Source organism: Limnobacter sp. (genome assembly GCF_036405155.1).
Classification (GTDB): domain Bacteria; phylum Pseudomonadota; class Gammaproteobacteria; order Burkholderiales; family Burkholderiaceae_B; genus Limnobacter.
Window position 1 is genome coordinate 25,786 of record NZ_DASWYD010000007.1, and the last position, 24,545, is coordinate 50,330.

General features: G+C 58.7%; 21 protein-coding genes. 16 read left to right on the forward strand and 5 right to left on the reverse strand.

Annotated elements, in window-relative coordinates; genetic code table 11:
• Both msrP and VGE55_RS10745 read left to right on the forward strand, forming a co-directional pair.
• Positions 1-1,053, forward strand: coding sequence for a protein-methionine-sulfoxide reductase catalytic subunit MsrP (gene msrP, locus VGE55_RS10740; protein ID WP_331131685.1), 1,053 nt, complete (start codon positions 1-3; stop codon positions 1,051-1,053).
• Positions 1,044-1,688, forward strand: a complete 645-nt coding sequence (locus tag VGE55_RS10745) for a protein-methionine-sulfoxide reductase heme-binding subunit MsrQ (protein WP_331131686.1) — start codon at positions 1,044-1,046, stop codon at positions 1,686-1,688. Before msrP ends, VGE55_RS10745 begins: the two co-directional genes overlap by 10 nt.
• On the opposite strand, the gene lysA is transcribed toward VGE55_RS10745, so the two are convergent.
• Both lysA and lptM read right to left on the reverse strand, forming a co-directional pair.
• Positions 1,633-2,937: a diaminopimelate decarboxylase gene (gene lysA, locus VGE55_RS10750; RefSeq protein ID WP_414675011.1), complete on the reverse strand. Its 1,305-nt coding sequence runs from the start codon at positions 2,935-2,937 to the stop codon at positions 1,633-1,635. The two genes, VGE55_RS10745 and lysA, sit on opposite strands and share 56 nt — an antisense overlap.
• A gap of 42 nt (positions 2,938-2,979) precedes the next feature.
• Positions 2,980-3,198, reverse strand: a complete 219-nt coding sequence (lptM, locus tag VGE55_RS10755) for an LPS translocon maturation chaperone LptM (RefSeq protein ID WP_331131687.1) — start codon at positions 3,196-3,198, stop codon at positions 2,980-2,982.
• Between lptM and cyaY the strand changes: the two genes are divergently transcribed.
• Positions 3,197-3,526 (forward strand): iron donor protein CyaY, encoded by a 330-nt coding sequence (cyaY, locus tag VGE55_RS10760; RefSeq protein ID WP_331131688.1) that lies wholly within the window; start codon positions 3,197-3,199, stop codon positions 3,524-3,526. The genes lptM and cyaY overlap by 2 nt on opposite strands.
• A 12-nt stretch (positions 3,527-3,538) precedes the next feature.
• Here the strand turns inward: cyaY and VGE55_RS10765 are convergent, their stop codons facing one another.
• Positions 3,539-6,049, reverse strand: coding sequence for a penicillin-binding protein 1A (locus VGE55_RS10765; RefSeq protein WP_331131689.1), 2,511 nt, complete (start codon positions 6,047-6,049; stop codon positions 3,539-3,541).
• Positions 6,050-6,291: 242 nt separating this feature from the next.
• Here VGE55_RS10765 and VGE55_RS10770 point away from each other — a divergent pair, with 242 nt between their 5' ends.
• From VGE55_RS10770 to VGE55_RS10820, 11 genes are all read left to right on the forward strand, one after another.
• The gene (locus tag VGE55_RS10770; RefSeq protein WP_331131690.1) at positions 6,292-7,212 is read left to right on the forward strand and encodes a hypothetical protein; all 921 of its coding nucleotides are present in this window, start codon (positions 6,292-6,294) and stop codon (positions 7,210-7,212) included.
• On the forward strand, positions 7,203-7,820 hold the full coding sequence (locus VGE55_RS10775) for a hypothetical protein (RefSeq protein ID WP_331131691.1): 618 nt from the start codon (positions 7,203-7,205) through the stop codon (positions 7,818-7,820). The genes VGE55_RS10770 and VGE55_RS10775 overlap by 10 nt, the downstream gene beginning before the upstream one ends.
• Positions 7,798-8,409 (forward strand): type 4a pilus biogenesis protein PilO, encoded by a 612-nt coding sequence (locus VGE55_RS10780; RefSeq protein WP_331131692.1) that lies wholly within the window; start codon positions 7,798-7,800, stop codon positions 8,407-8,409. The genes VGE55_RS10775 and VGE55_RS10780 overlap by 23 nt, the downstream gene beginning before the upstream one ends.
• The gene (locus tag VGE55_RS10785; protein ID WP_331131693.1) at positions 8,402-8,881 is read left to right on the forward strand and encodes a hypothetical protein; all 480 of its coding nucleotides are present in this window, start codon (positions 8,402-8,404) and stop codon (positions 8,879-8,881) included. Before VGE55_RS10780 ends, VGE55_RS10785 begins: the two co-directional genes overlap by 8 nt.
• Before the next feature lie 2 nt (positions 8,882-8,883).
• Positions 8,884-10,986, forward strand: coding sequence for a type IV pilus secretin PilQ (locus tag VGE55_RS10790; protein ID WP_331131694.1), 2,103 nt, complete (start codon positions 8,884-8,886; stop codon positions 10,984-10,986).
• A gap of 50 nt (positions 10,987-11,036) precedes the next feature.
• Positions 11,037-11,579 (forward strand): shikimate kinase, encoded by a 543-nt coding sequence (locus VGE55_RS10795; protein ID WP_331131695.1) that lies wholly within the window; start codon positions 11,037-11,039, stop codon positions 11,577-11,579.
• 2 nt (positions 11,580-11,581) lie between these two features.
• On the forward strand, positions 11,582-12,670 hold the full coding sequence (gene aroB / locus VGE55_RS10800; protein ID WP_331131696.1) for a 3-dehydroquinate synthase: 1,089 nt from the start codon (positions 11,582-11,584) through the stop codon (positions 12,668-12,670).
• Between the two features lie 18 nt (positions 12,671-12,688).
• A complete protein-coding gene (locus tag VGE55_RS10805) occupies positions 12,689-13,825 on the forward strand; it encodes a deoxyguanosinetriphosphate triphosphohydrolase (protein WP_331131697.1) in 1,137 nt (378 codons plus the stop codon).
• Between the two features lie 17 nt (positions 13,826-13,842).
• Positions 13,843-14,532 carry a hypothetical protein gene (locus VGE55_RS10810; RefSeq protein ID WP_331131698.1) on the forward strand — a complete coding sequence of 230 codons (690 nt, stop codon included), beginning with the start codon at positions 13,843-13,845 and terminating at the stop codon, positions 14,530-14,532.
• 239 nt (positions 14,533-14,771) lie between these two features.
• Positions 14,772-19,493, forward strand: coding sequence for a glutamate synthase-related protein (locus VGE55_RS10815; protein ID WP_331131699.1), 4,722 nt, complete (start codon positions 14,772-14,774; stop codon positions 19,491-19,493).
• Positions 19,494-19,534: 41 nt separating this feature from the next.
• Positions 19,535-21,022, forward strand: coding sequence for a glutamate synthase subunit beta (locus VGE55_RS10820; protein ID WP_331131700.1), 1,488 nt, complete (start codon positions 19,535-19,537; stop codon positions 21,020-21,022).
• Between the two features lie 96 nt (positions 21,023-21,118).
• Here VGE55_RS10820 and VGE55_RS10825 read toward each other — a convergent pair whose 3' ends face one another.
• Complete coding sequence (locus VGE55_RS10825; RefSeq protein WP_331131701.1) at positions 21,119-21,658, reverse strand: Spy/CpxP family protein refolding chaperone; 540 nt, start codon at positions 21,656-21,658, stop codon at positions 21,119-21,121.
• Positions 21,659-21,844: 186 nt separating this feature from the next.
• Between VGE55_RS10825 and VGE55_RS10830 the strand changes: the two genes are divergently transcribed.
• Both VGE55_RS10830 and VGE55_RS10835 read left to right on the forward strand, forming a co-directional pair.
• A complete protein-coding gene (locus VGE55_RS10830; RefSeq protein WP_331131702.1) occupies positions 21,845-22,537 on the forward strand; it encodes a response regulator transcription factor in 693 nt (230 codons plus the stop codon).
• A 13-nt stretch (positions 22,538-22,550) separates the two neighbouring features.
• Positions 22,551-23,930 (forward strand): sensor histidine kinase, encoded by a 1,380-nt coding sequence (locus VGE55_RS10835; RefSeq protein WP_331131703.1) that lies wholly within the window; start codon positions 22,551-22,553, stop codon positions 23,928-23,930.
• Here VGE55_RS10835 and VGE55_RS10840 read toward each other — a convergent pair.
• Positions 23,867-24,541, reverse strand: coding sequence for a hypothetical protein (locus VGE55_RS10840; protein WP_331131704.1), 675 nt, complete (start codon positions 24,539-24,541; stop codon positions 23,867-23,869). The genes VGE55_RS10835 and VGE55_RS10840 overlap by 64 nt on opposite strands.
• Positions 24,542-24,545: the final 4 nt, after the last annotated feature.

Sequence of the window (24,545 nt, forward strand, 5' to 3'; positions counted from 1 at the left end):
ATGGCATTTCGACGATCCGATTGGGACAAGTACCGAGACAACGATGTGACGCCGGAAGCGGTATTCAACCAACGCCGCAAATTGATTCAGGCTTTGGGTGCGGGTTCAGTGGCTGGGCCATTGGAAGGCTTGGCGGCTGCAACCCGATTGGGCGCTGCAGCAGTGGGCACTTTGGGTGCGGCACAGGCAGCGCGCGCTGAGGTGAAAATTGCTGGTTCTGTGGCCTTGGCGGAATGTGCCGATTTACCGGCCACCAAAAACACCCGGTGGGCCACGCTGGAAAAAGTGACCGATGCGTCGCTGGTCACCACCTACAACAACTTCTATGAATTTGGCACTGACAAGTCGGACCCGGCCCGCCATGCGTTGAGCCTGAAAACCCGTCCCTGGAGCGTGGTGGTGGAGGGCGAGTGCAACAAGCCCCGCACCTTTGCCATTGAAGACTTGTTGAAGCTGGCGCCCATGGAAGAGCGGATTTACAAGTTTCGCTGCGTGGAGGCCTGGTCGGTGGTGGTGCCGTGGATTGGTTATCCACTGGCCCGCTTGTTGAAGGCGGTGGAGCCCAATTCACGGGCCAAGTTTGTGGCCTTCGAAACCTTGGCGGACCCACAGCAAATGCCGGGTGTGCGTTCACCCGTGCTGGACTGGCCATACAAGGAGGGCCTGCGCATGGACGAAGCCATGCACGAACTGGCGCTGCTCACGTTTGGTCAGTACGGCAAGGTGTTGCCCAACCAGTCGGGCGCGCCCATTCGCATGGTGCTGCCGTGGAAGTATGGCTTTAAGAGCATCAAGTCGATTGTGCGCATTCGCCTGACCGAGAAGCAGCCACCCACCAGTTGGAACGAGAGCGCACCGCGCGAGTATGGGTTTTTCTCGAATGTGAACCCAATGGTGGACCACCCCCGCTGGAGCCAGGCCACCGAGCGGCGTTTGGGCGAGGGCGCCTTGGGCGGTTTGTTTGCACCCCGCCGAAAAACCGAATTGTTCAATGGCTATGCCGAGGCGGTGCAGGGTTTGTACACCGGGCTGGATTTGAAGAAATGGTTTTAAGCACGTGGCGGCAGCCCCAGGTGCTGCGCCGCATGGCTTGGGTATTGGCCAGCCTGCCATTGGTGGGGCTGGTGGCCAAAGCTTTGGCGATTGAGCTGGGCGCCAACCCGGTGGAAACGCTGGAACACGAGACTGGCAGTTGGGCGTTGATCCTCCTGCTGTGTTCACTGGCTGTCACGCCGGTAAGGCACCTCACGGGGTGGGGTTTTATAGCACCACTGCGGCGTACCCTAGGCTTGTTTGGCTTTGCGTATGCGGCCCTGCATGTGCTGATTTACGCGGTGCTGGACCGCAGCCTGCTGTGGAGCGAGTTGTTGGCCGACTTGGTGAAACGTCCGTATGTGATGCTGGGCATGGCGGCCTTTGTGTTGCTACTGGTGTTGGCCTGCACCTCGACCAAAACCATGGTGAAGCGTTTGGGGGCTGGTCGGTGGAAAGCCGTGCACCGCGCCGTGTACCTGGCGGTGCCATTGGCGGTGTTGCATTTCACTTGGTTGAAGCTGGACAAGAACCTGTTGGCACGGCCGCTGGGCTATGCAGCCGTGCTGGGTGTGTTGTTGGGTTTGCGCCTGTGGTGGCTTAAACGTCCTGCTCGGGGCGCAGCAGGTCTTCAATCGTCTCGCGCCGGCGAATAAGCCGGGCCTGCCCCTTCTCCACCAGCACTTCGGCTGCACGGCCACGGCTGTTGTAGTTGGAGGCCATGGTTTGACCATAGGCACCAGCAGACAGAATGGCCAGCACATCGCCTTGTTCGATGGCCAGTTCACGGTTGCGAGCCAACCAGTCGCCAGACTCGCACACTGGGCCCACCACGTCGTAGGTGTTGGGCCGGGCCTTGGGGTTGGGCTTCACCGTCACCACGCCGTGGAATGCTTCGTACATGGCCGGCCGCATGAGGTCGTTCATGGCGGCGTCCACAATAGCGAAATGTTTGCCTTCGTTTTCCTTGAGGAACTCCACCTCGGTCAGCAACACACCAGCGTTGCCCACAATGGAGCGACCTGGTTCAAATGACAGGCTGGGCATGCTGCGGCCTTGTGCTGTGGCCCAGGATTTGACCCGGGCAATCAACTTGGGCAGCACGTCGGCGGGTTTGGGCGGGGTTTCGTCGCGGTAACGGATGCCAATGCCGCCACCCAGGTCGAGGTGGTTGACCACAATGCCTTGCGCAGCCAGTTGGTCCAGCAGGGCCAGCACGCGGTCCAGCGCATCAAAGTAGGGGCTGGCATCGGTCAGTTGCGAACCAATGTGGCAGTCAATGCCGTGCACCGACAACCAGGGGTGTTGATGCGCATGGGCATACACACCGGGTGCAGCGGCCATGGACACGCCAAACTTGTTTTCTTTCAGGCCCGTGGAAATGTAGGGGTGGGTTTTGGCATCCACATCGGGATTGACGCGCACCGACACATTGGCCTTGATTTGAAGGCGCTGCGCCACTTCGCCAATGCGCACCATTTCGGCGGCCGACTCGACGTTGAAACAGCCCACACCGGCTTTCAGGGCGTATTCAATTTCGTCCACCGATTTGCCCACACCCGCAAACACCGCTTTGGCCGGGTTGCCACCAGCGGCCAGCACTCGGGCCAGCTCGCCTGCGGACACCAAGTCAAAGCCTGCGCCTTCATCGGCGAGCAACTTCAATATGTGGATGTTGGAGTTGGCCTTGATGGCATAACAAATGGTGACATCGGCCAGCCCCGCGCAGGCCTGGGCATAGCTTTGGTAGGCGCTGCGAATGGCCTGGGCAGAGTACACATACAGGGGCGTGCCGAATTGTTGGGCCAAAGTGTGGAGCACAGCGCCGTCGAAGGTGAGTTGGCCCGATGCGTCAATTTGCAGTTGGTCGGACAGGCTGCTGGGGTTTACGGTGGTGTCGGTCACGGTAGAATCTCGAACGGTAACGGGGCATGGGGCCCCGTGGGTTTATTGTTGTGCAGGTGCTTGGGCAGGCTTGTTTTGGCTTTGCTCTGCGGGCTGCTGTGCCTTGTCATACCCGGCGGGTTTGGGCAGTGGCGCTGGTGGCTGGGGCAGCATGAGTGGCCCGCGCTGGCCGCAGGCGGTCAGTGCCACGGCAGCCAACAGGGGCAGCAGTGCGTGCAATACAGGGGCGCGGAGCGCAGCAATCAAAGGTGATGTTTTCATGACAGATACAGAGTTCCAAGCCTTGGTGGATTCCACCCTCGTTCAAGTGGAAGAGTATATTGAATCTCTGGTGGATGCACTCGATCTGGATGCGGATTCAAGCCGCTCAGGCAATGTGCTGACGCTGGATTTTGAAGACCACGGCAAGATGATTTTGAACAGCCAAGTGGCCAATCACGAGTTGTGGCTGGCAGCCCGGGCGGGTGGATTTCACTATGTGCACAAAAACGGCCAGTGGCAAGACACCAAAACTGCCAAACCTTTCCCCGCGCATTTTGTGGAGCTGCTGAGCGGGCAGATCGGTGTGACCTGCCCGCCCATGGTTTGAACGGTTTGTCCTTCAGCGATTGCCAAACAGCCGCTCAATTTCATCCTTGGGCTGTTGGCTTTGCTGGTTTTTGGGGCGTGCAGGCTCGGGGGCCGGAATCACGGTGCCATCACCCCCTGTGTTGCCAATGGGTTTGGCGGGTGCGCCATCGCCACTGAACACATTGCCCAAGCCTTTCAGGAAGTTGAACAGGCCCGGCACGTCGCCACCCTCGCCACCGGTTTCGCCGCCGGCGGCGTCGATGCGGGCAATGCCACCATTGCCCGGTGTGAACTCGCTGTAGTAATAATCGCCGTTGATTTGTTCAACCCCCGGTGGCACCACCAGTGGCGTTTCAGGGGAGTGGGTCAGTGCCACTTTCATGTAATCGATCCACATGGGCAACGCCAGGCCGCCACCGGTTTCACGGGCACCCAGGTTGCGCGGCTGGTCGTAGCCCACCCAGGCAATGCCCACGATGTCTTTGTTGAAGCCTGCAAACCAGGCATCGTGGCTGTCGTTGGTGGTACCCGTTTTGCCGACGATGTCGTTGCGGTTCAGTGACCTTGCACGGGTGGCTGTGCCACGCTCCACCACGCCGCGCAACAGGCGGTTCATCACGAAGGCGTTGCGCTCGTCGATGGCTCGGTTGGCTTCCTCGCCAGCCACTGCAGGCTTGGCGCGGGCCACCACGCGGCCGCTGCCATCGGTGATTTTTTCAATCAAGTAGGGGTTGATGCGGTAGCCCCCGTTGGCAAACACCGAGTAAGCATTGGCCAGTTGCAGCGGGTTGGTGGTGACTGCACCCAACGCCATGGTGAGGTAGGGGGGGACAGCCGACTCTGGGAAGCCAAAGTTCATGGCCCACTTTTGTGCATACTGCGGGGTGATTTTTTGCAGCACGCGGATGGACACCATGTTTTTGGATTTGGCCAAACCGTCTTTCAACTGCATGGGCCCATCGTATTTGCCATCGTAGTTTTTGGGGCTCCAGTCTTGCCCGCCCGGCACGTCAGCGGGCACAAAAATCGGTGCGTCGTTGACGATGGTGGTCATCATCACGCCTTTCTCCAGCGAGGCTGAATACACGAATGGCTTGAAGGATGAGCCCGGTTGGCGCGTGGACTGGGTGACGTGGTTGAACTTGTTGCGCGAGAATTCGAACCCGCCCACCAGTGAGCGAATGGCACCGTCGTGGGGGTTGACTGACACGAATGCGGCTTCGACCTCGGGCAGCTGGGTCAGCATGATGGGCTGGTCCTTGCGCTTGAGCAAACGAACCACTGCGCCGCGCTTGAGGCGTTTGTTGGCGGGCGCCCGATCGTTTAACCAGCTCTCGGCGGGCTTCAAGCTGGCGCCGGTCAATTTGATGTTTTCACCGTGGCCCTGCGACAACACCACTTCGTTGCTGTTGGCCGACAGGATCACCGCACTTTCGAGAAATCCGTAATCCGGATAGTCGCCAATGCCATCGGCAATCACATCTTCGGCTTGAGCGGGGTCTGCGGGCAGTTCCATAAACCCTTCTGGCCCCCGGAAATACTGGCGCAACTCATAGTCCATAACGGTGTTGCGCAGGGCGCGGCGTGCGGCGCGTTGCTCGTCGGAAATGAGGGTGGTGGTGACGGTCACGCCCGAGGTGTAGGCATCTTCACCGAAAATTTCGACCGCAGCCTGGCGGGCCATTTCAGCCGCGTAGTCTGCGTTGGCCACATCACTGGGCGCATCGGGGTCGTCGCCGTTTTTGCGGTTGCGCAACACCAATTGGTAATCCATGGCCTGTTTGTATTGTGCATCGTTCAGGTAATTCAGGTCGTGCATGCGACGCAGCACATATTCCTGCCGCACACGCGCCCGCTTGGGGTTGACGATGGGGTTGTAGGCCGAGGGCGCCTTGGGCAGGCCTGCCAACATGGCCGCTTCAGCGGCGTTGATGTCTTGCAGCCGTTTGCCGTAGTACACCTGTGCGGCGGCTTGAAACCCGTATGCGCGCTGACCCAGGTAAATCTGGTTGATGTATAGCTCGAGGATTTGGTCTTTGGTGAGCTTGCTTTCAATTTTGTAGGACAGCAGCACTTCATATAGTTTGCGGGTCCAGGTTTTTTCGCGGGTCAGGAAGAAGTTGCGGGCCACCTGCATGGTGATGGTGCTGGCCCCTTGCGCCCGCCCGCCAGTGACCACGTTGGTGACCATGGCGCGGGCCACGCCCATGAAGTCAATGCCACCGTGTTGGTAAAAGCGGTCGTCTTCAGCGGCCAGAATGGCCTGCTGCATGATGAGGGGCACCTGGCTGATGCTGACAGGGCGCCGCCGCTCCTCGCCAAACTCGGCCACCAGCACACCATCGCTGGTGACCACACGCAGCGGCACCTTGGGCCGATAGTCGGTCAGGCTGTCCAGGGATGGCAGTTTGGGGAAGATCATCGACAGGGCTACGCCCAGCAGCAGGGCACCGGCTGCGGCTAGCCCTGCGAGGATAAGCAGGCCGGTTGCAATAAAACCCTTGTTGCGCGAGGCAACGCTGTTCTTGTTGGTGGTAACCACAGTGGATTGGTTTCTTGTGAACAAAGGAGCCCACATTGTAGCCCTCAAATTCATTCAAAACCTGAAGGGGGACTCCAGCCCCCTCCCCCTAGCGGTTGGACCCTCACTTGAGGGTTAGAAGCAGCAGCGCTTGGCTCTAGGCTGTTGTTAAGGCTATTTCAGGTTCCTTTGACATGCGTATTCAGTTACCCCCAGGAATGTTGCAATTCAGCAACTGGTCGCGTTCCCGCAGCGTCACGGCAATGTCCGTTTGCTTGGATGATTCGTCGGTTCGATGGGTGTGCGGAAGTGTTGTGGTGCGCGATGGCGTGTATCGCTTCGAGCGCATCCACGCCAGCGGTCGTGAATCCGTGTCCCAGTGTTTGCAGACCGTTGAGGGCAGCCTGGATGGGGATTTGCTGGCCAAGCTGTTGCGCCGCCTTCTGGGGTCCATGAGGCAGGGCGTTCCCACGCCAGAGGGTGTTGTGATTAGCCTGCCCGACAATTGGGTTTATTTTGCCGAAATCCAGACCCGTCAGGACGATGAGGAACAATCGATCCGGTTTCAAATTGAAGAGTTGTTGGAAACCGTGGCTGGGGATGAGGGCGTTTCCATGGCCTACGACTGGCAAACCAAGGCTCTGCTGAGCGATGGTTCCATGAGCCTGGCTGTGGCTGGCATGGACCAGCGCCATGTGCTGGAGGCGGAACGGGCTTGCAAACAACTCAAGCTTCAATGCCTCGGTGTCACGGTCAACACGCTGGCTGGATTGAACGGGTATCTGCAAACGCTTCGAAGCCAGGCCGAGCCGACATGGGGGCCCACCTTGCTGCATGGGCAACTGGGTGGGCATCGCATTGCATTGCGGGTGTACAGCGAAGGGTTGCTGTTGCATGAATCGGCCGAGGTCAATGACGAGGGGTTCTCGGCGGTGCAAGCCGTGTCTGCCATGGAAAAACTGGTATCGATTTGGAACCGGGACCATGCTGCGCGGGATGCTGAGCCGCCGCGGCTTATTCTCGGCGGCAGTTTGATGGCCACCAAGGGCGTGGAGGTGATTGTTCGGCGCAGTGCGGTGCTGTCAGCGCTCTGGGTGAACTCCCCGCCGCGACGTGAGCTGCAGGCCCACTGGCATGACGATGTGCTGCCGTTTGGGGCGCTGGAGGCGATGCCATGCGTTTGATTGTCTTTAACCTTTACCCCTACCGTCAGCTCAGCTTGAACCGCAGGCGTCGGCGGGTCATTGCCGAGTTGAGTGCCTGTCTCGTTTTGATCGTGTCGGCGCTGACGACAGCCAGCCTGTGGATATCGGACCGGCTGGATGCCCAGCAGGCGTATCAAAATGCCTTGCGCGACACACAACAACAAATTGCACAGCGGGTTGCGCATGTTCAAAGCATGAAAGCCCAGTTGCAAACCTTGCGTGAGCAGGTTCTGGCACTTCGCTCGGTGCAGGACAAAGCCATGTTGGCCAGCACCATGGTGGCCGCCTTGGAAAATGGTTTTCCCGAGACCACCGAGGTGAGCAAGGTGCTGTTCAAAGAAGGTGGGCTCCAGGTGTCGGGCACCACCAGTTCGGTTGCCGCTTTCACTGCTTGGGTCCACCAATTGGAGACGCGCCGCGGCGTGTTTTCCCAGGTGGAGGTGGTGAGGCTGCGCCAGCCGGTTCGGGACAATCAACTGGTCGACAACAATCGCCATGAATTTGACATGAAGATGCGTCTGAACCCACGGGGTTCAGCACCTCAACCTGCGCAGGAGCTCGTCGATGCCACCGCTCACCTCCGCTAGTCTGGCTGAAGCCTGGCAGCGTATCCATTTGCTCAAGGCCCGCGAGCGTGCCGCAGTCGTGGCAGGCGTTGGCCTTGCTTTGTTGGTGTTGTGCTATTTGGTGCTTTGGCGCGGGCAGTTGGAGCAGTCTGACATCAATCAGAAGGCGATTGCCGAGTTGGTCACCCAGCTGGAGGGCCAGTCGGCTTTGCTGGTGGAACAGCCCGCCATTGAAGAGGAATTGGCAAAGCTTCGTGTGGAAATTCCGGCATTGCAGAAATCACTGCCCAATGACAAGGAATTGACGGTCTTTTTGTCCCGCCTGAACGCCGGCGTGCAAGGCAGTGAATTAAAGCTGGCGGAATTTGAACCCACCGAAGCAAAAAATCTGGATGTGATGCGTGTTGTGCCGGTCAAGGTGGGGGTGTCGGGTTCCGGCCGTGCCATGTCCCGTTTCCCCAATTTGATTGCTGGGCTATCTCGCCAGGCCAATCTGGAGTCGTTCGAGCTGCAGTGGTTGCAGGATGAAAAAACCTGGGTGTTGAGCGGTGTTCTCAATGCGTATGCCCAACTCGTCCCTCAGGACAAACCGGAAGCCAATCATGATTGAACTGCTGATGAGTGCCTTGATCAACCCGTGGCTGGGTGTTGTGGACCGCCCCGAGGATTTGCATGCCGAAAAAATGCAGGTGATTGAACAGCGTCTGGCTCGCAGTCAAACCGCAATCACACCGGACCCGGCGACTTTGAATTTTACCCCGCCACCCAAACCCCCGTTGCCCGCCATCGATGGCCGTTTGCTGGAGCAGTCATTGAATGGCGACCGTGTGGTTGCACGCACCTTTGCACCCGGGATGGCGAACTGGACCATGACGGGGCTGATTGGTGCTGGCCCCAAACGGGTGGCGATTTTGAATGATGGCAGCCGGGACCAGGTGGTTGCACCCGGTGCGGTCATTGACCGGCAATGGCGAGTTGACAAGGTGGACGCAGAACGCGTGGTGTTGTTGCCCTTAACCCGCGCCGAAGGCCATCGCCCAGTCACGCTCTATTTGAATGCGCCCACTCCAAGCGAGGAATGAAGATGCTCACCATACGAATGAAGGCGATTTGTAAACCCGTTGTGCTGTGGTGTTGCATGGCCAGCTTGCTGTGGACGCCAGGGGCCATGTCGGCCACCCTGGAGCGTGTGGCGCTCGAGGATGCCGCAGACCACACTGAGGTGACGTTGACCTTCTCCGAGGGCCTGACCAAACCAGTCCGGCTGTTTCAGATCGGTAACCCGGATCGCCAGGTGATTCAATTTCTGGAGCCAGTTGGCCATTCAGTCGAAACCCCCAGCTTGAACAAGGAGGGCCGACTGAACAGCCTGGAGTGGATGGATGTGCAGTCACAAAGCCGCCTGGTGATTGGCATGAACAACCGGTACACCGTGGTCAAGTCGGACAAGCCCAACGAGTTGAAACTGGTTTTTCAGGGCCCCAAGCCGTTTGTACCAGGCTCAGAGTTGGGCTCGAAGTTGAGCGATGACAGTGCACTCAAACCCATGGTTGCCCAAGCGTTGGGTAAACAAGCCCTGGCACGCCCTCAGAGCGTTCGCTTGCAGGGCGTAAGCTGGTTGCAGGAAGGAGATGCCGATGTGCTGCGGTTGACGTTTGATCGCAGTGAAATGAAGTTGGACACCTTCATCAAGCAAGACCGTTACCGATTCCGTTTTCCTTTGGCAGTGTTGGCCGATGGCGTGCAGTCCGCGCTTGCGAACGCGCCTTCTGGGCGACTGAGTCAGGTGAAGCTCGAGGGCGGTGACGAAGCATTGACTTTGCAAATGCGGGGGGCAGGTGTTCGGCACCAAATTCGCCAACAAGGTGCTCAGCTGGACATTGTGTTCAAGCCTGTGGCCATGGCCGCCGAGGGCAGCAACCCACTGGTGGGCGAGGCTGTGTCGGGCAAGCCGGTTGCAACACCCGCCAGCGAGCTCAACAGCTTGTTGGCCCGTTACAGTGGTCGCCCCATCAGCCTGGATTTCAAAGAGGCTGACATCCGAACCGTCTTGCAGGTGTTTGCCGAGTTCACCAAGATGAACCTGGTCGTGAGCGATTCGGTGCAGGGCAAGGTCACGGTCCATCTCAAGGATGTGCCGTGGGACCAGGCCTTGGAGATTGTGTTGCGGTCCAAGGGGTTGGTGTCCAGCCAGTCGGGCAATGTATTGCTGGTGTCGAACCCGGCCGATGGCGGCGGCGATCAACTGGAGGCCGCCAACCAGCGTGCGCAAGACGACATGGAGCCGCTGGTGTCCCGCAGTTTTGTGGTCAGCTACCAGAAGACGGCCGAAGTGTTGAATCTCATCAAAGCCAAGGATTCGAAATTGCTGTCCTCGCGCGGCACCATCCTGTCGGACGAGCGCACCAGCCAGATTTTTATCCAGGACACGCCCAGCCGAATTGAACGCATTCGCGCCATCATCCAGAGCATGGACAAGCCGGTGAAGCAGGTCATGATTGAGGCCAAAGTGGTGTTGGCCGACACCACCGTCTCACGCCAATTGGGGGCCCGGGTGCGCGCCACCGACAGTCGTTCCACCGCTTTTAACGATGTGGGCGACATTTTCGGTAAAAAAGGGTTTATCGACACTGGGTCGGACGCTGGCAATGTGCTGGCCTACACCCTGTACAACAAAGCCTCCACCCGCTTGATCAACCTGCAGTTGCGCGCACTGGAGACTGAAGACAAGGTGCGCACCGTGTCCAACCCGCGCGTCATCACCTCGAACAAAGAACCTGCCGTGATTGAGCAAGGCACGGAAATTCCATACCAGGTGGCCACCAGCAGCGGTGCCACGGCCATTGAATTCAAGCAGGCCAATTTGAAACTGGACGTGACACCACAAATTTCGCCGGACGGCACCATTTTGCTGGAGGTCAATGTGTCCAAGGATTCTTTGGGCGTGACCACGGCCAATGGCCCTGCCATCAACACCCGCCGCGTCAAAACCAAGGTGTTGGTCAGCGATGGTGGCACCGTGGTGCTTGGTGGCATTTTTGAAGAAGAGGACAGCGACAAAAAAGACAAGGTGCCTGGCCTGGGCGATGTCCCGATATTGGGCCACTTGTTCAAAGGGAGCACTGGCAGCAAGCGCCGGGCCGAACTGCTCATCTTCTTGACCCCCGTGGTGTTGCAAGACTCCTGAGAGCCCGCTTTACCGTACAATGCGTTGATTGACGATCAACATTTGATGAAGTGTCTAATCCATGCATTGTGCTTGTGGGCATGATGGGTGCCGGCAAAAGCACAGTCGGCAAGGCCTTGGCCAAACATCTGTCTTGGGAATTTGTAGACACCGACCACCTGATTGAACAGCAGACCGGTGTCAGCATTCCCACCATCTTCGAAATTGAGGGCGAAGCCGGGTTTCGTCGCCGGGAAAGCCACGTGTTGACGGGACTGGAAGGCCGCGAAGGCCTGGTGGTGGCCACCGGCGGTGGCATTGTACTCGCCGAAGAAAACCGCTCGACCCTGAAACGGGTCGGCTCGGTGGTGTATCTCAGCGCGTCTGCCGCAGAGCTTTACCAGCGCACCCGTTTGGATAAGAATAGGCCTCTTTTGCAAGGGCCCAACCCGCGCAAAAAAATCGAAGAGTTGCTGGCGCTGCGTCTGCCGTTGTACAAATCGGTGGCCGATGTGGTGGTGGAAACTGGCCGTCAGCCAGTCTCGCAACTGGTGAGTAAAATCTGTCAGGCCGTGGGGGTTGAAAAGGCCCGCAGCCCTGTGGGAAGCAAATGAGCATGCACAGTCTGAACGTGGACCTTGGGGACCGCAGTTACCCCATACACATCGGCAGTGGCCTTCTGGCCCGCGCCGAGCTGTTTGCGCCGGTGGTGAACGGCCGAACTGTGATGGTGTGCACCAACACCACCGTGGGCCCGCTGTACGCTGACCGCCTGAATGCCACATTGCGCGAAGCCGGCGCCAAAGCGGTTCACACCGTAACGCTGCCCGATGGCGAAGAATACAAAGACTGGCCCACCCTGCAACGCGTGTTTGATGCGCTGCTGCACAACCACTGCGACCGCAAAACTGTTCTGGTGGCGTTGGGCGGCGGCGTGATTGGCGACATGGGTGGTTTTGCTGCGTCGGCTTTTATGCGGGGTATTCCTTTTATTCAAGTGCCCACCACGCTGCTCAGCCAAGTGGACAGCTCGGTGGGCGGCAAAACCGGCATCAACCACCCGCTGGGCAAAAACATGATTGGGGCGTTTTATCAGCCCCAACTCGTTATTACCGACATTTCAACCCTGAACACCTTGCCTGACCGGGAGTTGAGTTGTGGCCTGGCAGAAATCATCAAGCATGGTGCCATTGCCGACACGGCCTACCTGGACATGGTGGAGCAGAACATGCCCGCACTGTTGAGCCGCGATGTCGAATTGTTGGCTCTGGTGGTCAAGCGCAGTTGCGAAATCAAGGCCGACGTGGTGTCCAAGGACGAACGCGAGGGCGGCTTGCGGGCCATTCTGAATTTTGGTCACACCTTTGGCCATGCCATTGAAGCCGGCATGGGTTACGGCCAGTGGTACCATGGTGAGGCCGTGGGTTGCGGCATGGTGATTGCGGCCGAACTGTGCAAGCGCATGGGGCGGCTCACTGCTGAAGAATCTGCCCGCCTGAAGAAGGTGGTGATACAGGCCCGGCTGCCCGCCATTCCACCCAAGCTGGGCGTGAACAAATTCATGGAATTGATGGCGCACGACAAAAAGAACGACGCCGGTGCCATCAAGTATGTATTGCTCAAAGGCTTGGGCAAGGCCAACACCTCGCCAGCGGACGAAGCCTTGGTGCGGCAAACCCTGCATGAGATGGGTGCCGGAGACTGATGGACCTGCGAGGCTGCCATGCTGGACTTTGAGCGCAACCTGGCACCCTATGCGGTGTCGTCGGCCAACACAAAAGGCCGTGTGCACCCCGAGGAGCCGCCTTTTGGTCGCACCGAGTTTGAGCGTGACCGCGACCGCATTATTCACAGTGCGGCCTTTCGCCGGCTGGAATACAAAACCCAGGTGTTTGTAAACACCGAGGGCGATTTGTACCGCACCCGCCTCACCCACAGCCTTGAAGTGGCGCAACTGGCCCGCAGCATTGCCCGCAACCTGGGCCTGAATGAAGAGCTGACCGAAGCCGTGGCCCTGGCGCACGACCTGGGGCACACACCCTTTGGCCATGCCGGGCAAGACGCGCTCAACGAGTGCATGCAGCCCCACGGTGGCTTTGAGCACAACCTACAAAGCCTGCGGGTGGTGGACGATCTTGAGGAAAAATACGCCAGTTTTAATGGGCTCAACTTGTGCTTTGAAACCCGTGAAAGCATTTTGAAGCACTGCAGCCGACCCAATGCCGAGCGTTTGGGCGATGTGGCCAAGCGTTTTTTGGACAACCGCCGCCCGGTGCTGGAGGCGCAGGTCACCAACCTCGCCGATGAAATTGCCTACAACAACCACGACATTGACGATGGTTTGCGCTCTGGCCTGATCACGCTGGAGCAATGTGCTGAAGTCCGCCTGTTCAAGCAGCACCTGGACCGTGTGCTGGCACGACACCCCAAGCTGGAAGGCCGCCGCCTGATCCACGAAACCGTGCGTGGGGTGATCAATGCTTTGGTGTCAGACCTGCTGGCCGAGTCCGATCGTCGTATTCAGCAACACCAGCCCACCTGCGTGGCCGATGTGCAACAGGCACCCGCCTTGATTGGTTTTAGCGATGGCATGGCCGAGTTGAACCGGGAGCTGAAAGCCTTTTTGCGCAAAAGCCTGTACCAGCATTACCAAGTGCTGCGCGCCACAATGAAAGCCCGGCGCGTGGTGCAAGACCTCTTTGCCACCTTCATGGAAGACCCGCGCCTGCTTCCCCCGCAGTTTTTTCAGCGTGCACAGGCCGATGCCCCGCGGGCCATTGCCGACTACATTGCCGGCATGACCGACCGCTACGCCATGAAAGAGCACCAGCGCCTGTCAGTGCCTGGCATGCCTGGTTAAAAGCCACCGCAACGCGCATGGCCCGTCAGGCTCGCCTTTTCATCCCGGAATGCCCTGTGGTGCTGGAGCTGCAAGGCGTGGGCGGGCAGGACGTGTTCAAAACCCGTGAGGCCTTTGCCTTTTTTCGCGACCGTCTGCCGGTGAGTGCCCGGGAAGAGGGAGTTCAGGTGCATGCCTACGGCTTGGCCACTGTGGGCGCCATGGTCATGTTGCTGGTCACCGATGCCCAGCAGGCGGGGCGGTTTGTGCAAAACCTGAATCGCCATTTTTCGCCGGTGATTAAAGACGCCCAGCCCACCTTGGGTGGCCCGGTGTGGGAGCCGCGTTTCAAGTCCACCGTGGTGCAGCCCGGCTCGCGCAGCTTGAAGGCTTGCCTGTTTGTGGAGCAGTTGGCCCTGCGGGTGCATCAAACCTTGGACCTGGCCACCTACCCCTGGAGCAGTTATGCCGCCCATGCCGGTGTGGTGAATGAGCCATGGCTGGCGGACTTGCCCAGCTACTGGGCCCTGGGCAACACCCCGTTTGAACGCCAAAGCCGCTACCGCCAGTTCAGTGAGCAAGGGTTTTCCGATCGCGACCAGCGTGAGCTGACCGAGTGCATTCACAAAGGCTGGTTGTGGAGCGATGATGCTTTCTTTCAGCAAGTTGAACCTTTGGCCAATCGGGCAGCCCGCCCAAGGCCGCGCGGCCGCCCCGCCAAGGCGTGATTGAGCCGCCGATGCACGAATAGCGTGCATTTTTCAATGGTCTGTCCCTAATTTATTTTGGTGAATTGGGGTTGGGGCTCTAAAATGGGGTCAGACCCCATTTATTTTCCTTGATCTGCATGCCGCACTGCAGTACAGTGCGTGTTCACTTGGGCTAAAAGCCCTGAATTTCATGGGGATTTGTTGCGCCTCACCCCTTTCAGGCCGGCGAACAGTCCTCCGCATTCCGGAGATTGCACATGCAAGACATTCGCCAGGCAGCCGAACAACACGGCCTGTACTCCAAAGAATACGAACACGACGCATGCGGCGTGGGTTTTGTGGCCCACATCAAGGGCAAGAAAACCCACGACATCATCGCCAGCGGCTTGAAAATTCTGGAAAACCTGGACCACCGGGGCGCCGTGGGTGCCGACCCATTGATGGGCGACGGTGCCGGTATCCTGATTCAAATTCCCGATGCCTTCTTCCGCGAAGAAATGGCCAAGCAGGGCGTGACATTGCCACCTGCCGGTGAATACGGCGTGGGCATGTTGTTCCTGCCCAAGGAAACCGCTTCCCGCATTGCCTGCGAGCAGGAAATGGAACGCGCCATCAAGGCCGAAGGCCAGGTGTTGTTGGGCTGGCGCGATGTGCCGGTGAATGCCGACATGCCGATGAGCCCCACCGTGCGCGCCAAAGAGCCGGTGATTCGTCAGGTGTTCGTGGGCCGTGGCCGCGACATCATGGTGACCGACGCCCTGGAACGCAAACTGTACGTGATCCGCAAGCGCGCCGTGCATGCCATCAAGGCCTTGAACCTGGCCCACGGTACCGAATACTTCACACCGTCCATGAGCGCCCGCACCATTGTGTACAAGGGCCTGCTGCTGGCCAACCAAGTGGGTGAGTATTACCTGGACCTGCAGGACCCACGCTGTGTGTCGGCCCTGGCTTTGGTTCACCAGCGCTTCTCGACCAACACATTCCCCGAGTGGCCACTGGCCCACCCGTACCGCATGCTGGCCCACAACGGTGAGATCAACACCGTCAAGGGCAACTTCAACTGGATGCGTGCGCGTGAAGGCGTCATGAAAAGCGCCGTGCTGGGCGACGACCTGCAAAAGCTCTACCCGCTGATTTTTGAAGGCCAGTCTGACACTGCCTGTTTCGACAACTGTCTGGAACTGCTGGTGATGGCGGGCTACCCCATTGCACAGGCCATGATGATGATGGTGCCTGAAGCGTGGGAGCAGCACACCCTGATGGACGACAACCGTCGTGCCTTCTACGAATACCACGCCGCCATGATGGAACCCTGGGATGGCCCCGCCGCCCTGGCCTTCACCGACGGCAAGCAGATTGGTGCCACGCTGGACCGCAACGGCCTGCGCCCTGCCCGTTACATCGTGACCGAAGACGACCTGGTGGTGATGGCGTCTGAATCCGGCACGCTGCCGATTCCCGAAAGCAAAATCGTCAAGAAGTGGCGCCTGCAGCCCGGCAAAATGTTCCTGATCGACATGGAAGCCGGCCGCATCATCAACGACGACGAACTGAAAAACCAGCTCGCCTCGTCCAAGCCCTACAAGCAGTGGATTGACACCATCCGCGTGAAGCTGGATGAAGTGGAAGGCCAGCCTGAGCCCGTGCAGCCGCGCGAAAGCCTGCTGGACCGCCAGCAAGCCTTTGGCTACACCCAGGAAGACCTGAAGTTCCTGATGGCCCCCATGCTGGTGTCGGCTGAAGAAGCCACCGGCTCCATGGGCAATGACAGCCCGTTGGCAGTGATGTCCAACAAGTTGAAGCCCCTGTACAACTACTTCAAGCAGTTGTTTGCGCAGGTGACCAACCCGCCGATCGACCCGATCCGCGAAAACCTGGTGATGAGCTTGAACAGCTTCATTGGGCCCAAGCCCAACCTGCTGGACCTGAACAATATCAACCCACCGATGCGCTTGGAAGTGGGCCAGCCTGTGCTCACGTCCAAGGACATGGCGAAGATTCGCAACATTGAGCAGTTCACCGGTGGCAAGTTCAAGAGCCATGAGCTGAACATTTGCTACCCCGTGGCCTGGGGCAAGGAAGGCATTGAAGCCCGCCTGGCCTCCCTGTGTGCCGAAGCGCGCGATGCCGTGAACAACGGTGCCAACATCCTGATCATTTCCGACCGTTTGGTCGACCGTGGTCACGTGGCCATTCCCGCCTTGTTGGCCACGTCGGCCATTCACCAGCACCTGGTGAAAGTGGGTCAGCGCACCTCCACTGGTTTGGTGGTTGAAACCGGCTCTGCCCGTGAAGTGCACCACTTTGCGCTGCTGGCCGGTTACGGTGCCGAGGCTGTGCACCCCTACCTGGCCATGGAAACCATTGCCGACATGAGCAAGGGCCTGACCGGTGACCTGAGCCCCGAGAAGGCCGTGTACAACTACATCAAGGCGGTGGGCAAGGGCTTGATGAAGGTGATGTCCAAGATGGGCATTTCCACCTACATGAGCTACACCGGCGCACAAATTTTTGAAGCCGTGGGCTTGAACCAGGCCTTCATCGATGCCTACTTTGCCGGCACACCCACCAAGGTGGAAGGCATTGGCGTGTTTGAAGTGGCCGAGGAAGCCATCCGCATTCACCAAGCTGCGTTCAGCCCCGACCCGGTGTTGGCTGGCGCGCTGGACGCCGGTGGTGAATACGCCTGGCGTACCCGTGGTGAAGAGCACATGTGGACCCCCGATGCGATTGCCAAATTGCAGCACTCCACCCGCAGCGGCACCTACAACACCTACAAGGAATACGCGCAAATCATCAACGACCAAAGCAAGCGCCACATGACGCTGCGCGGTCTGTTTGAGTTCAAGATCGACCCTTCCAAAGCCATTCCGATTGAAGAAGTGGAATCGGCCGAAGAAATCGTCAAGCGCTTTGCAACCGGCGCCATGTCGCTGGGTTCCATTTCCACCGAAGCACACTCCACACTGGCTGTGGCCATGAACCGCATTGGCGGCAAAAGCAATACCGGTGAAGGTGGTGAAGACGCCAAGCGTTACCGCACTGAATTGCGTGCGGGTCTGGACAAGTTTGGCCCGGGCAATGGTCCCATCGCCGAAGGCGCCACGCTGAAAAGCGAACTGGGCGACGTGGTCGTTGCCGACTTCCCCTTGAAGAAGGGTGACAGCCTGCGTTCACGCATCAAGCAGGTGGCTTCGGGTCGTTTCGGCGTGACTGCCGAATACCTCACTTCTGCTGATCAAATCCAGATCAAGATGGCCCAGGGTGCCAAGCCCGGTGAAGGCGGCCAGTTGCCCGGCGGCAAAGTGTCCGACTACATCGGCAAGCTGCGTTACTCCGTGCCCGGCGTGGGCCTCATTTCCCCACCCCCTCACCACGACATTTACTCGATTGAAGACTTGGCCCAGCTGATTCACGACCTGAAAAACGTGAACCCAGCCGCCTCCGTGTCGGTGAAGTTGGTGTCTGAAGTGGGTGTGGGCACGATTGCTGCCGGTGTGTCCAAGGCCAAGGCCGATCACGTGGTGATCGCCGGTCAAGACGGTGGTACCGGTGCATCGCCTGTGTCGTCCATCAAGCATGCCGGTACCAACTGGGAACTCGGCCTGGCCGAAACCCAGCAAACCCTGGTGCTGAACGGCCTGCGCGGACGCATTCGCGTGCAAGTGGACGGCCAAATGAAAACCGGCCGCGACGTGGTGATTGGTGCCATGTTGGGTGCCGATGAATTTGGCTTTGCCACCGCACCGCTGGTGGTGGAAGGCTGCATCATGATGCGCAAGTGCCACTTGAACACCTGCCCAGTGGGTGTTGCCACACAAAACCCCGAGCTTCGCAAGAAGTTCACTGGCAAGCCCGAGCACGTGGTGAATTACTTCTTCTTCGTGGCCAATGAAGTGCGCGAAATCATGGCGCAGTTGGGCATTCGCAGCTTTGAAGAACTGATTGGCCGTGCCGACCTGCTGGACATGAAGAAAGGTATTTCCCACTGGAAAGCCAAGGGCCTGGACTTCAGCCGCCTGCTGTGGGTGCCCACCGGCACCACAGAACCCCTGCGCCACACAGGCGAACAGGACCACGGGCTGGACAAGGCCCTGGACCAAAAGCTGATTGCACAAGCCAAACCCGCGCTGGAGAAGGGCGAGAAGGTCTCCTTCATCACCCCGATCAAAAACGTGAACCGCACAGCCGGTGCCATGTTGTCTGGTGAAGTGGCCAAGCGTTACGGCCATGAAGGTTTGCCCGACGACACCATCCACATCCAGTTCACCGGCACAGCCGGTCAGTCCTTCGGTGCCTTCCTGGCACACGGCATCACAGCCGACCTGGTGGGTGAAGGCAACGACTATGTTGGCAAGGGCCTGTCAGGCGGCCGCATCATTGTGCGCCCCACCAATGACTTCCGTGGCGAAAGCTTCGAGAACATGATCGTGGGCAACACCGTGTTGTACGGCGCGATTGCGGGTGAGGCCTTCCTGAGTGGTGTGGCTGGCGAGCGTTTTGCCGTGCGCAACTCGGGCGCTGCTGCCGTGATTGAAGGCACCGGCGACCACGGCTGCGAATACATGACTGGCGGTACCGTGGTGGTGTTGGGCCAAACAGGCCGCAACTTTGCTGCGGGCATGAGCGGTGGCCTGGCCTATGTGTACGACATCGACGGCTTGTTCGCCAAGCGCTGCAACATGGCGCAGGTGGAGCTGGAAGGCGTGCAAACCGCCAGCGAGCAGGAAGCCAAGGGCGACAAGGAAATTTGGCACAGCGTGGCCCGGGGTGCAGAGCGTCAAACCGACGAAGCCATCCTGAAAGGCTTGATTGAGCGCCACGCCCGCTACACCGGCAGCCCGCGCGCCAAGGACATTCTGGACAACTGGGCCACTGAGCGCAAAAAGTTCGTCAAGGTATTCCCGACCGAATATCGCCGCGCACTGAAAGAGCTGTATGTGGCAGCGCAGTCTGGCGCCAAAGTGGCCGCTTGAAGAACAACGGGGCAGATTGCCTGTTTATGAGGATTTAAAAAATGGGAAAAGTCACCGGTTTTATGGAATTTGAACGCCAGGAGGAGCAGTACGAAGCTCCCCAGGCGCGCGTGAAGCACTACAAGGAATTTGTGCTGACGCTGACCGACGAACAGGCCAAAGTACAGGGCGCACGCTGCATGGACTGCGGCATTCCGTTCTGCAACAACGGCTGCCCGGTCAACAACATCATTCCCGACTTCAACGACTTGGTGTTCAAGCAAGATTGGCAGAATGCGCTCAACACGCTGCATTCCACCAACAACTTCCCGGAGTTCACCGGCCGCATTTGCCCCGCACCCTGCGAAGCAGCGTGTACATTGGGTATTCACGAAGCACCGGTGGGCATCAAGTCGATTGAGCATGCGATTATCGACAAGGGTTGGTCCAATGGTTGGGTGGTACCCCAGCCTGCTGCTGCCAAAACAGGCAAGAAAGTGGCGGTGGTGGGCTCTGGCCCTGCCGGCATGGCCGCTGCCCAGCAGTTGGCCCGCGTGGGTCACGATGTCACCGTGTTCGAAAAGAACGACCGCATCGGCGGCTTGCTGCGCTATGGCATTCCAGACTTCAAAATGGAGAAGAGCCACATTGACCGCCGCGTGAAGCAGATGGAAGCCGAAGGCGTGACCTTCAAGACCAGCGTGTTTGTGGGCGAAAAACTGGTGGAAGGCGGCATTGCCAACTTGGCCAAAGAAACCATCAGCCCCAAAGAACTGATGAAGCAGTTTGACGCGGTCATTCTCACCGGTGGTTCGGAAGTGCCCCGTGACTTGCCCGTGCCCGGCCGTGAATTGAATGGCGTGCACTTCGCCATGGAATTCCTGCCGCTGCAAAACCGCGTGAATGCGGGTGACAAGCTGAAAGACCAAATCATGGCCACCAAGAAAAACGTGCTCGTGATTGGCGGTGGCGACACCGGTTCCGATTGCGTGGGCACATCCAACCGCCATGGTGCCAAGCAAGTGGTGCAGATTGAACTGATGCCACAGCCACCCGAGCAGGAAAACAAGCCGCTGGTGTGGCCATACTGGCCCATGAAAATGCGCACATCGTCTTCCCACGAAGAAGGTGTACAACGCGATTTCGCGGTGACCACCAAGAAGTTCATCGACGATGGCAAAGGCAACGTGAAAGCCGCCCTGTGCGCTAAGGTGGAATGGGTGAAAGACGACGCCACCGGCCAGATGAAAATGCAGGAAGTGCCTGGTAGTGAATTTGAAATTGCCGCCGACCTGGTGCTGTTTGCCATGGGCTTTACCAACCCCGCCAAGAGCGTGTTGGACGCCTTCGGTGTTGACAAAGACAACCGGGGCAACGCCAAAGCCACCACCGATGGTGAAGGCTGCTACCGCACCAACGTGGACAAGGTGTTTGCAGCCGGCGACATGCGCCGTGGCCAATCCTTGGTGGTGTGGGCCATTCGCGAAGGACGCCAGGCCGCCCGCGAGGTGGACCAGTTCTTGATGGGCGCGACTGTATTGCCACGTTAATTACATCAGGCATTGCAAAAAACAAAACCCCGAAGGGCTTGGCCCCTCGGGGTTTTTTTCTGGGATTGTGGAGAGAGAGACAATCCGTCGAAAAGGTCACTTCACGGGCTTTTGCCCGTCGCGGTTTTTCCATCGCTGCTCGCGGCGGTCTTCCAGTGCTTTCAGTTTGGTGCGCTGGTCGGGTGTTAAAACCATGTAGATGTCATGCTGGGTTTGCAGCATGCTCAGCCGGTCATTCAATTCCTGCTGCTGTTGCTGCTGAATCAACTGCGTGGCCTTGGCTTGGTCAAACGTGTCACTTTCCACCAGTGCGCGCATCTCGTCGCGGTGGGCTTTGTGGGCTTCGCGTTTGCCGTCCATGCTGGCCCGTTGCTTGTCCAAAATCTGCTTCACCTTCGCATTCTGGTCTGGCGTCAGGTTCAGTTTTTTCAGGAGGGCCATGGGGCCATGCTCATGCCGCTCCATGCCATGCCCACCGCGCATTTCGTGCGGGGGTGGGGGTGGCGCAGCGGTTGCATCACCCGCGGCAGGCATGGCGGCCTGTGCAGCGCCCAAGGGCAATGCCAGTGCAAAGGCGCTGGCGGCCAGCCACCGGTATACATTGCGGGTGTTGGTGGGTTCGATGCGTGTTGTCATGTGCATTACTCCTTGTTTGTTCATGCAATCGGATGCTGTTGCATCACGGTGTCCATCTTGCACAGCAAGCCTGTAAAGCAGGTCACGGTGTCGGTAAAGAAAAGTAAACCCACCGTGGCACAACTTGGGGTCGCTTCCTTTCCAACGGTACACTGTGGGCATTGGTTGACGTAGCTGAACATCCACATGACCTGCATTCTTCACATCGACGACGACATTGAATTGGGCACCATGCTCTGTGAATACCTGCGCGGCGAAGGATTTGAGGCTGAGCACTGTGCCAACCCACTGGAGGGGCTGAACCGTATTCAGCAAGGCGGGGTGGACCTGGTGGTGCTCGACGTCATGATGCGTGAGCAAAATGGGTTGGACACGTTGAAAGCCTTGCGCCAAACCAGCGAGGTGCCTGTGTTGATGTTGACCGCAAGGGGCGACAACATTGACCGCATTGTGGGGCTGGAGTTGGGGGCGGATGACTATGTGCCCAAGCCCTGCATGCCCCGCGAGATTGTGGCGCGCATTCGTGCCATCCTGCGCCGCTCAGCAGAGCCGTCCAATGCTTCAGCCGCCAAGCAGGTGCACAACCTGGGCCCCTTGCTGCTGGATGCCAGCAAGCGCAAGGCCAGTTTGCAGGGGCAGCCTGTGGAGTTGACCAGTGCCGAGTTCAATGTGCTGGAAGTGCTGATGAGCCATTCAGGCGAAGTGGTCAGCAAAGAGGTGTTGTGCGAACTGGGCTTGGGCCGAAAACTGGAGCGCTTTGACCGCAGCATTGATGTGCACATGAGCGCCCTGCGCAGCAAACTGAACCTGAATGCAGACAGCAGCGCTTTGGCCCTGCACACCATTCGCGGGCAGGGCTATCAGCTCAGTCTTCGCTAAGGGTTAAGCCTTCATGCGCACCCTATTCTGGAAATTCTTTCTCGCCTTTTGGTTGTGTCTGTTTGTGGCGGCGGGCTTGACCGGTGTGGTGCTGCACGCCCTGCGTGAAGACCCTTCATTGCGAGACTTGGCCGAAGGGCCGCGTGCCCAGTTTTTGCTCGAGTCCACACAAGCGGTGCTGGAGGGCAAAGGGCCCGATGCACTTAAGGAATTGCTGACCCGCAACCACCATCGCACTGGTGGTCCAGTCCCCGTGTACGCCGTGAGTGAAGATGGTGAGGAGTTGCTTGACCGGGCCGTGCCCGCTGAATTGCAAGCGCGCGTACAAAAGGCGCTGGACGCCGGTGAGCTGGAGGAGTCGGGCATTGTGGTCACCACCGACCCTGACCAAACCCGGTGGGTGTTGTTCATTCCAAAGCCCAAGCCACCGGCACTGGGTGAGGCTGCGAAGTCCCGAAGAAAGCCGGAGCCGCCGTTGTTGCCGCCCATGCCTTGGGTGAACTGGCTGGTGGTTTTTGTCGCCAGCATGCTGTTCGCCGGAGTGTTGGCCTACTATTTCAGCCGACCCCTCACGCGGTTGCGCAAAGCCTTTCGGTCGGCCTCCAAAGGCGATCTCAGCGTTCGCCTCACCGATGGAAAACACAGCGCCGGCAAAGGCGATGAGGTGGGTCAGTTGTTGCAGGGCTTCGACTTGATGGCCCATGAATTGCAGGCGCGCATCGATCAACAAAAGGCACTGCTGCACGATGTGTCACATGAGTTGCGCTCGCCACTGGCGCGCTTGAATTTGGCCACCGGCCTTGCCCGGCAAAACCCGGCACAGTTGGAACAAAGTTTGAGTCGCATCGAGCTGGAAGCCGAACGACTGGACAATTTGATCGATGAATTGTTGCGTTTGTCTCGTCTGGACTCAGGCTCATTGGGTGAGCCTGAAGACGAGCAGGATGTGATTGAGTTGTTGACGCAAGTGGTGGAAGATGCCCAGTTTGAGGCGGGTTCGCAGGATGTGCAGGTGGTGTTCAACAACACGGTGGACCACTGGAACCTGCCGTGTGAACCAGAACTCCTGATGCGCAGCTTTGACAATATACTTCGCAATGCCATCAAACACAGCCACCAGGGGCAGACCATCACCGTGAGTGCATCGGCCAACGGCGATGGCTTGAAGATTTCAATTCAAGACCAGGGGCCTGGCGTGCCCGCTGAACTATTGCCAAAAATATTTGACCCGTTTTTCAAGCACGGCGACAAGGCAGGCCAAGGGTTGGGGCTGGCCATCGCCAAGCGGGGCATTGAGCGCCATCACGGTGCATTATCGGTGGAGTTGCTTCAGCCAACGGGGTTGAGTTTCAGAATTGCCCTGCCAGCGGCGGCCTTGGCTTCAGCGACTTGAGCCGCACTGGGCACTTCGCCTTTGCTGACAAGCTCAGCCAGCTGAAGGCGCTCGATGCTTTCTCGGTGGCCCAGTTGGGCCGCTTTGACATAAAAACGGTTGGCCAGTGCCAGGTCGTGCTCGGGGCCAGAAATGCTGATCAAGCCTTTCTCCAGCAGAAGACCTAAAAAATAATTGGCATTGACCGAGCCTTGTAGGGCAGCGTGAGACAACAAGTTTGCGCCTGTGTTCACGTCCCGTTGCCCATCGGCCCGGTGTTTGCCTTGGAGCATCACCATGGCCAGGTTTTCGGTGGCTTCGACTTCCCCGGCGCGATGCCCAAGCACCAGCACAGACAGTGCTTCTGGGTCACTCTGTTGAACAACCCGTCGCATCATGGTCTTGAAATCGATCTGTAGGCTGGGCAGGGAGTCCAAGGGCACAGGATTGAGCGTTGGGACAGCCTGGGATGGAAGCTGCGCGGCCAAGTGCTGGCTTGTTTGAAGGATGCCACCGGCTTGGGAGGTGCTGCCGGTGCTTGAGTGCTCAAATTGCATCTGCTGGGCACGGCCGATTTGTGCAGCAACGGACAACAATTCGCTGGGTGTAAAACGAAAATGATTGGGGGTCATGGGT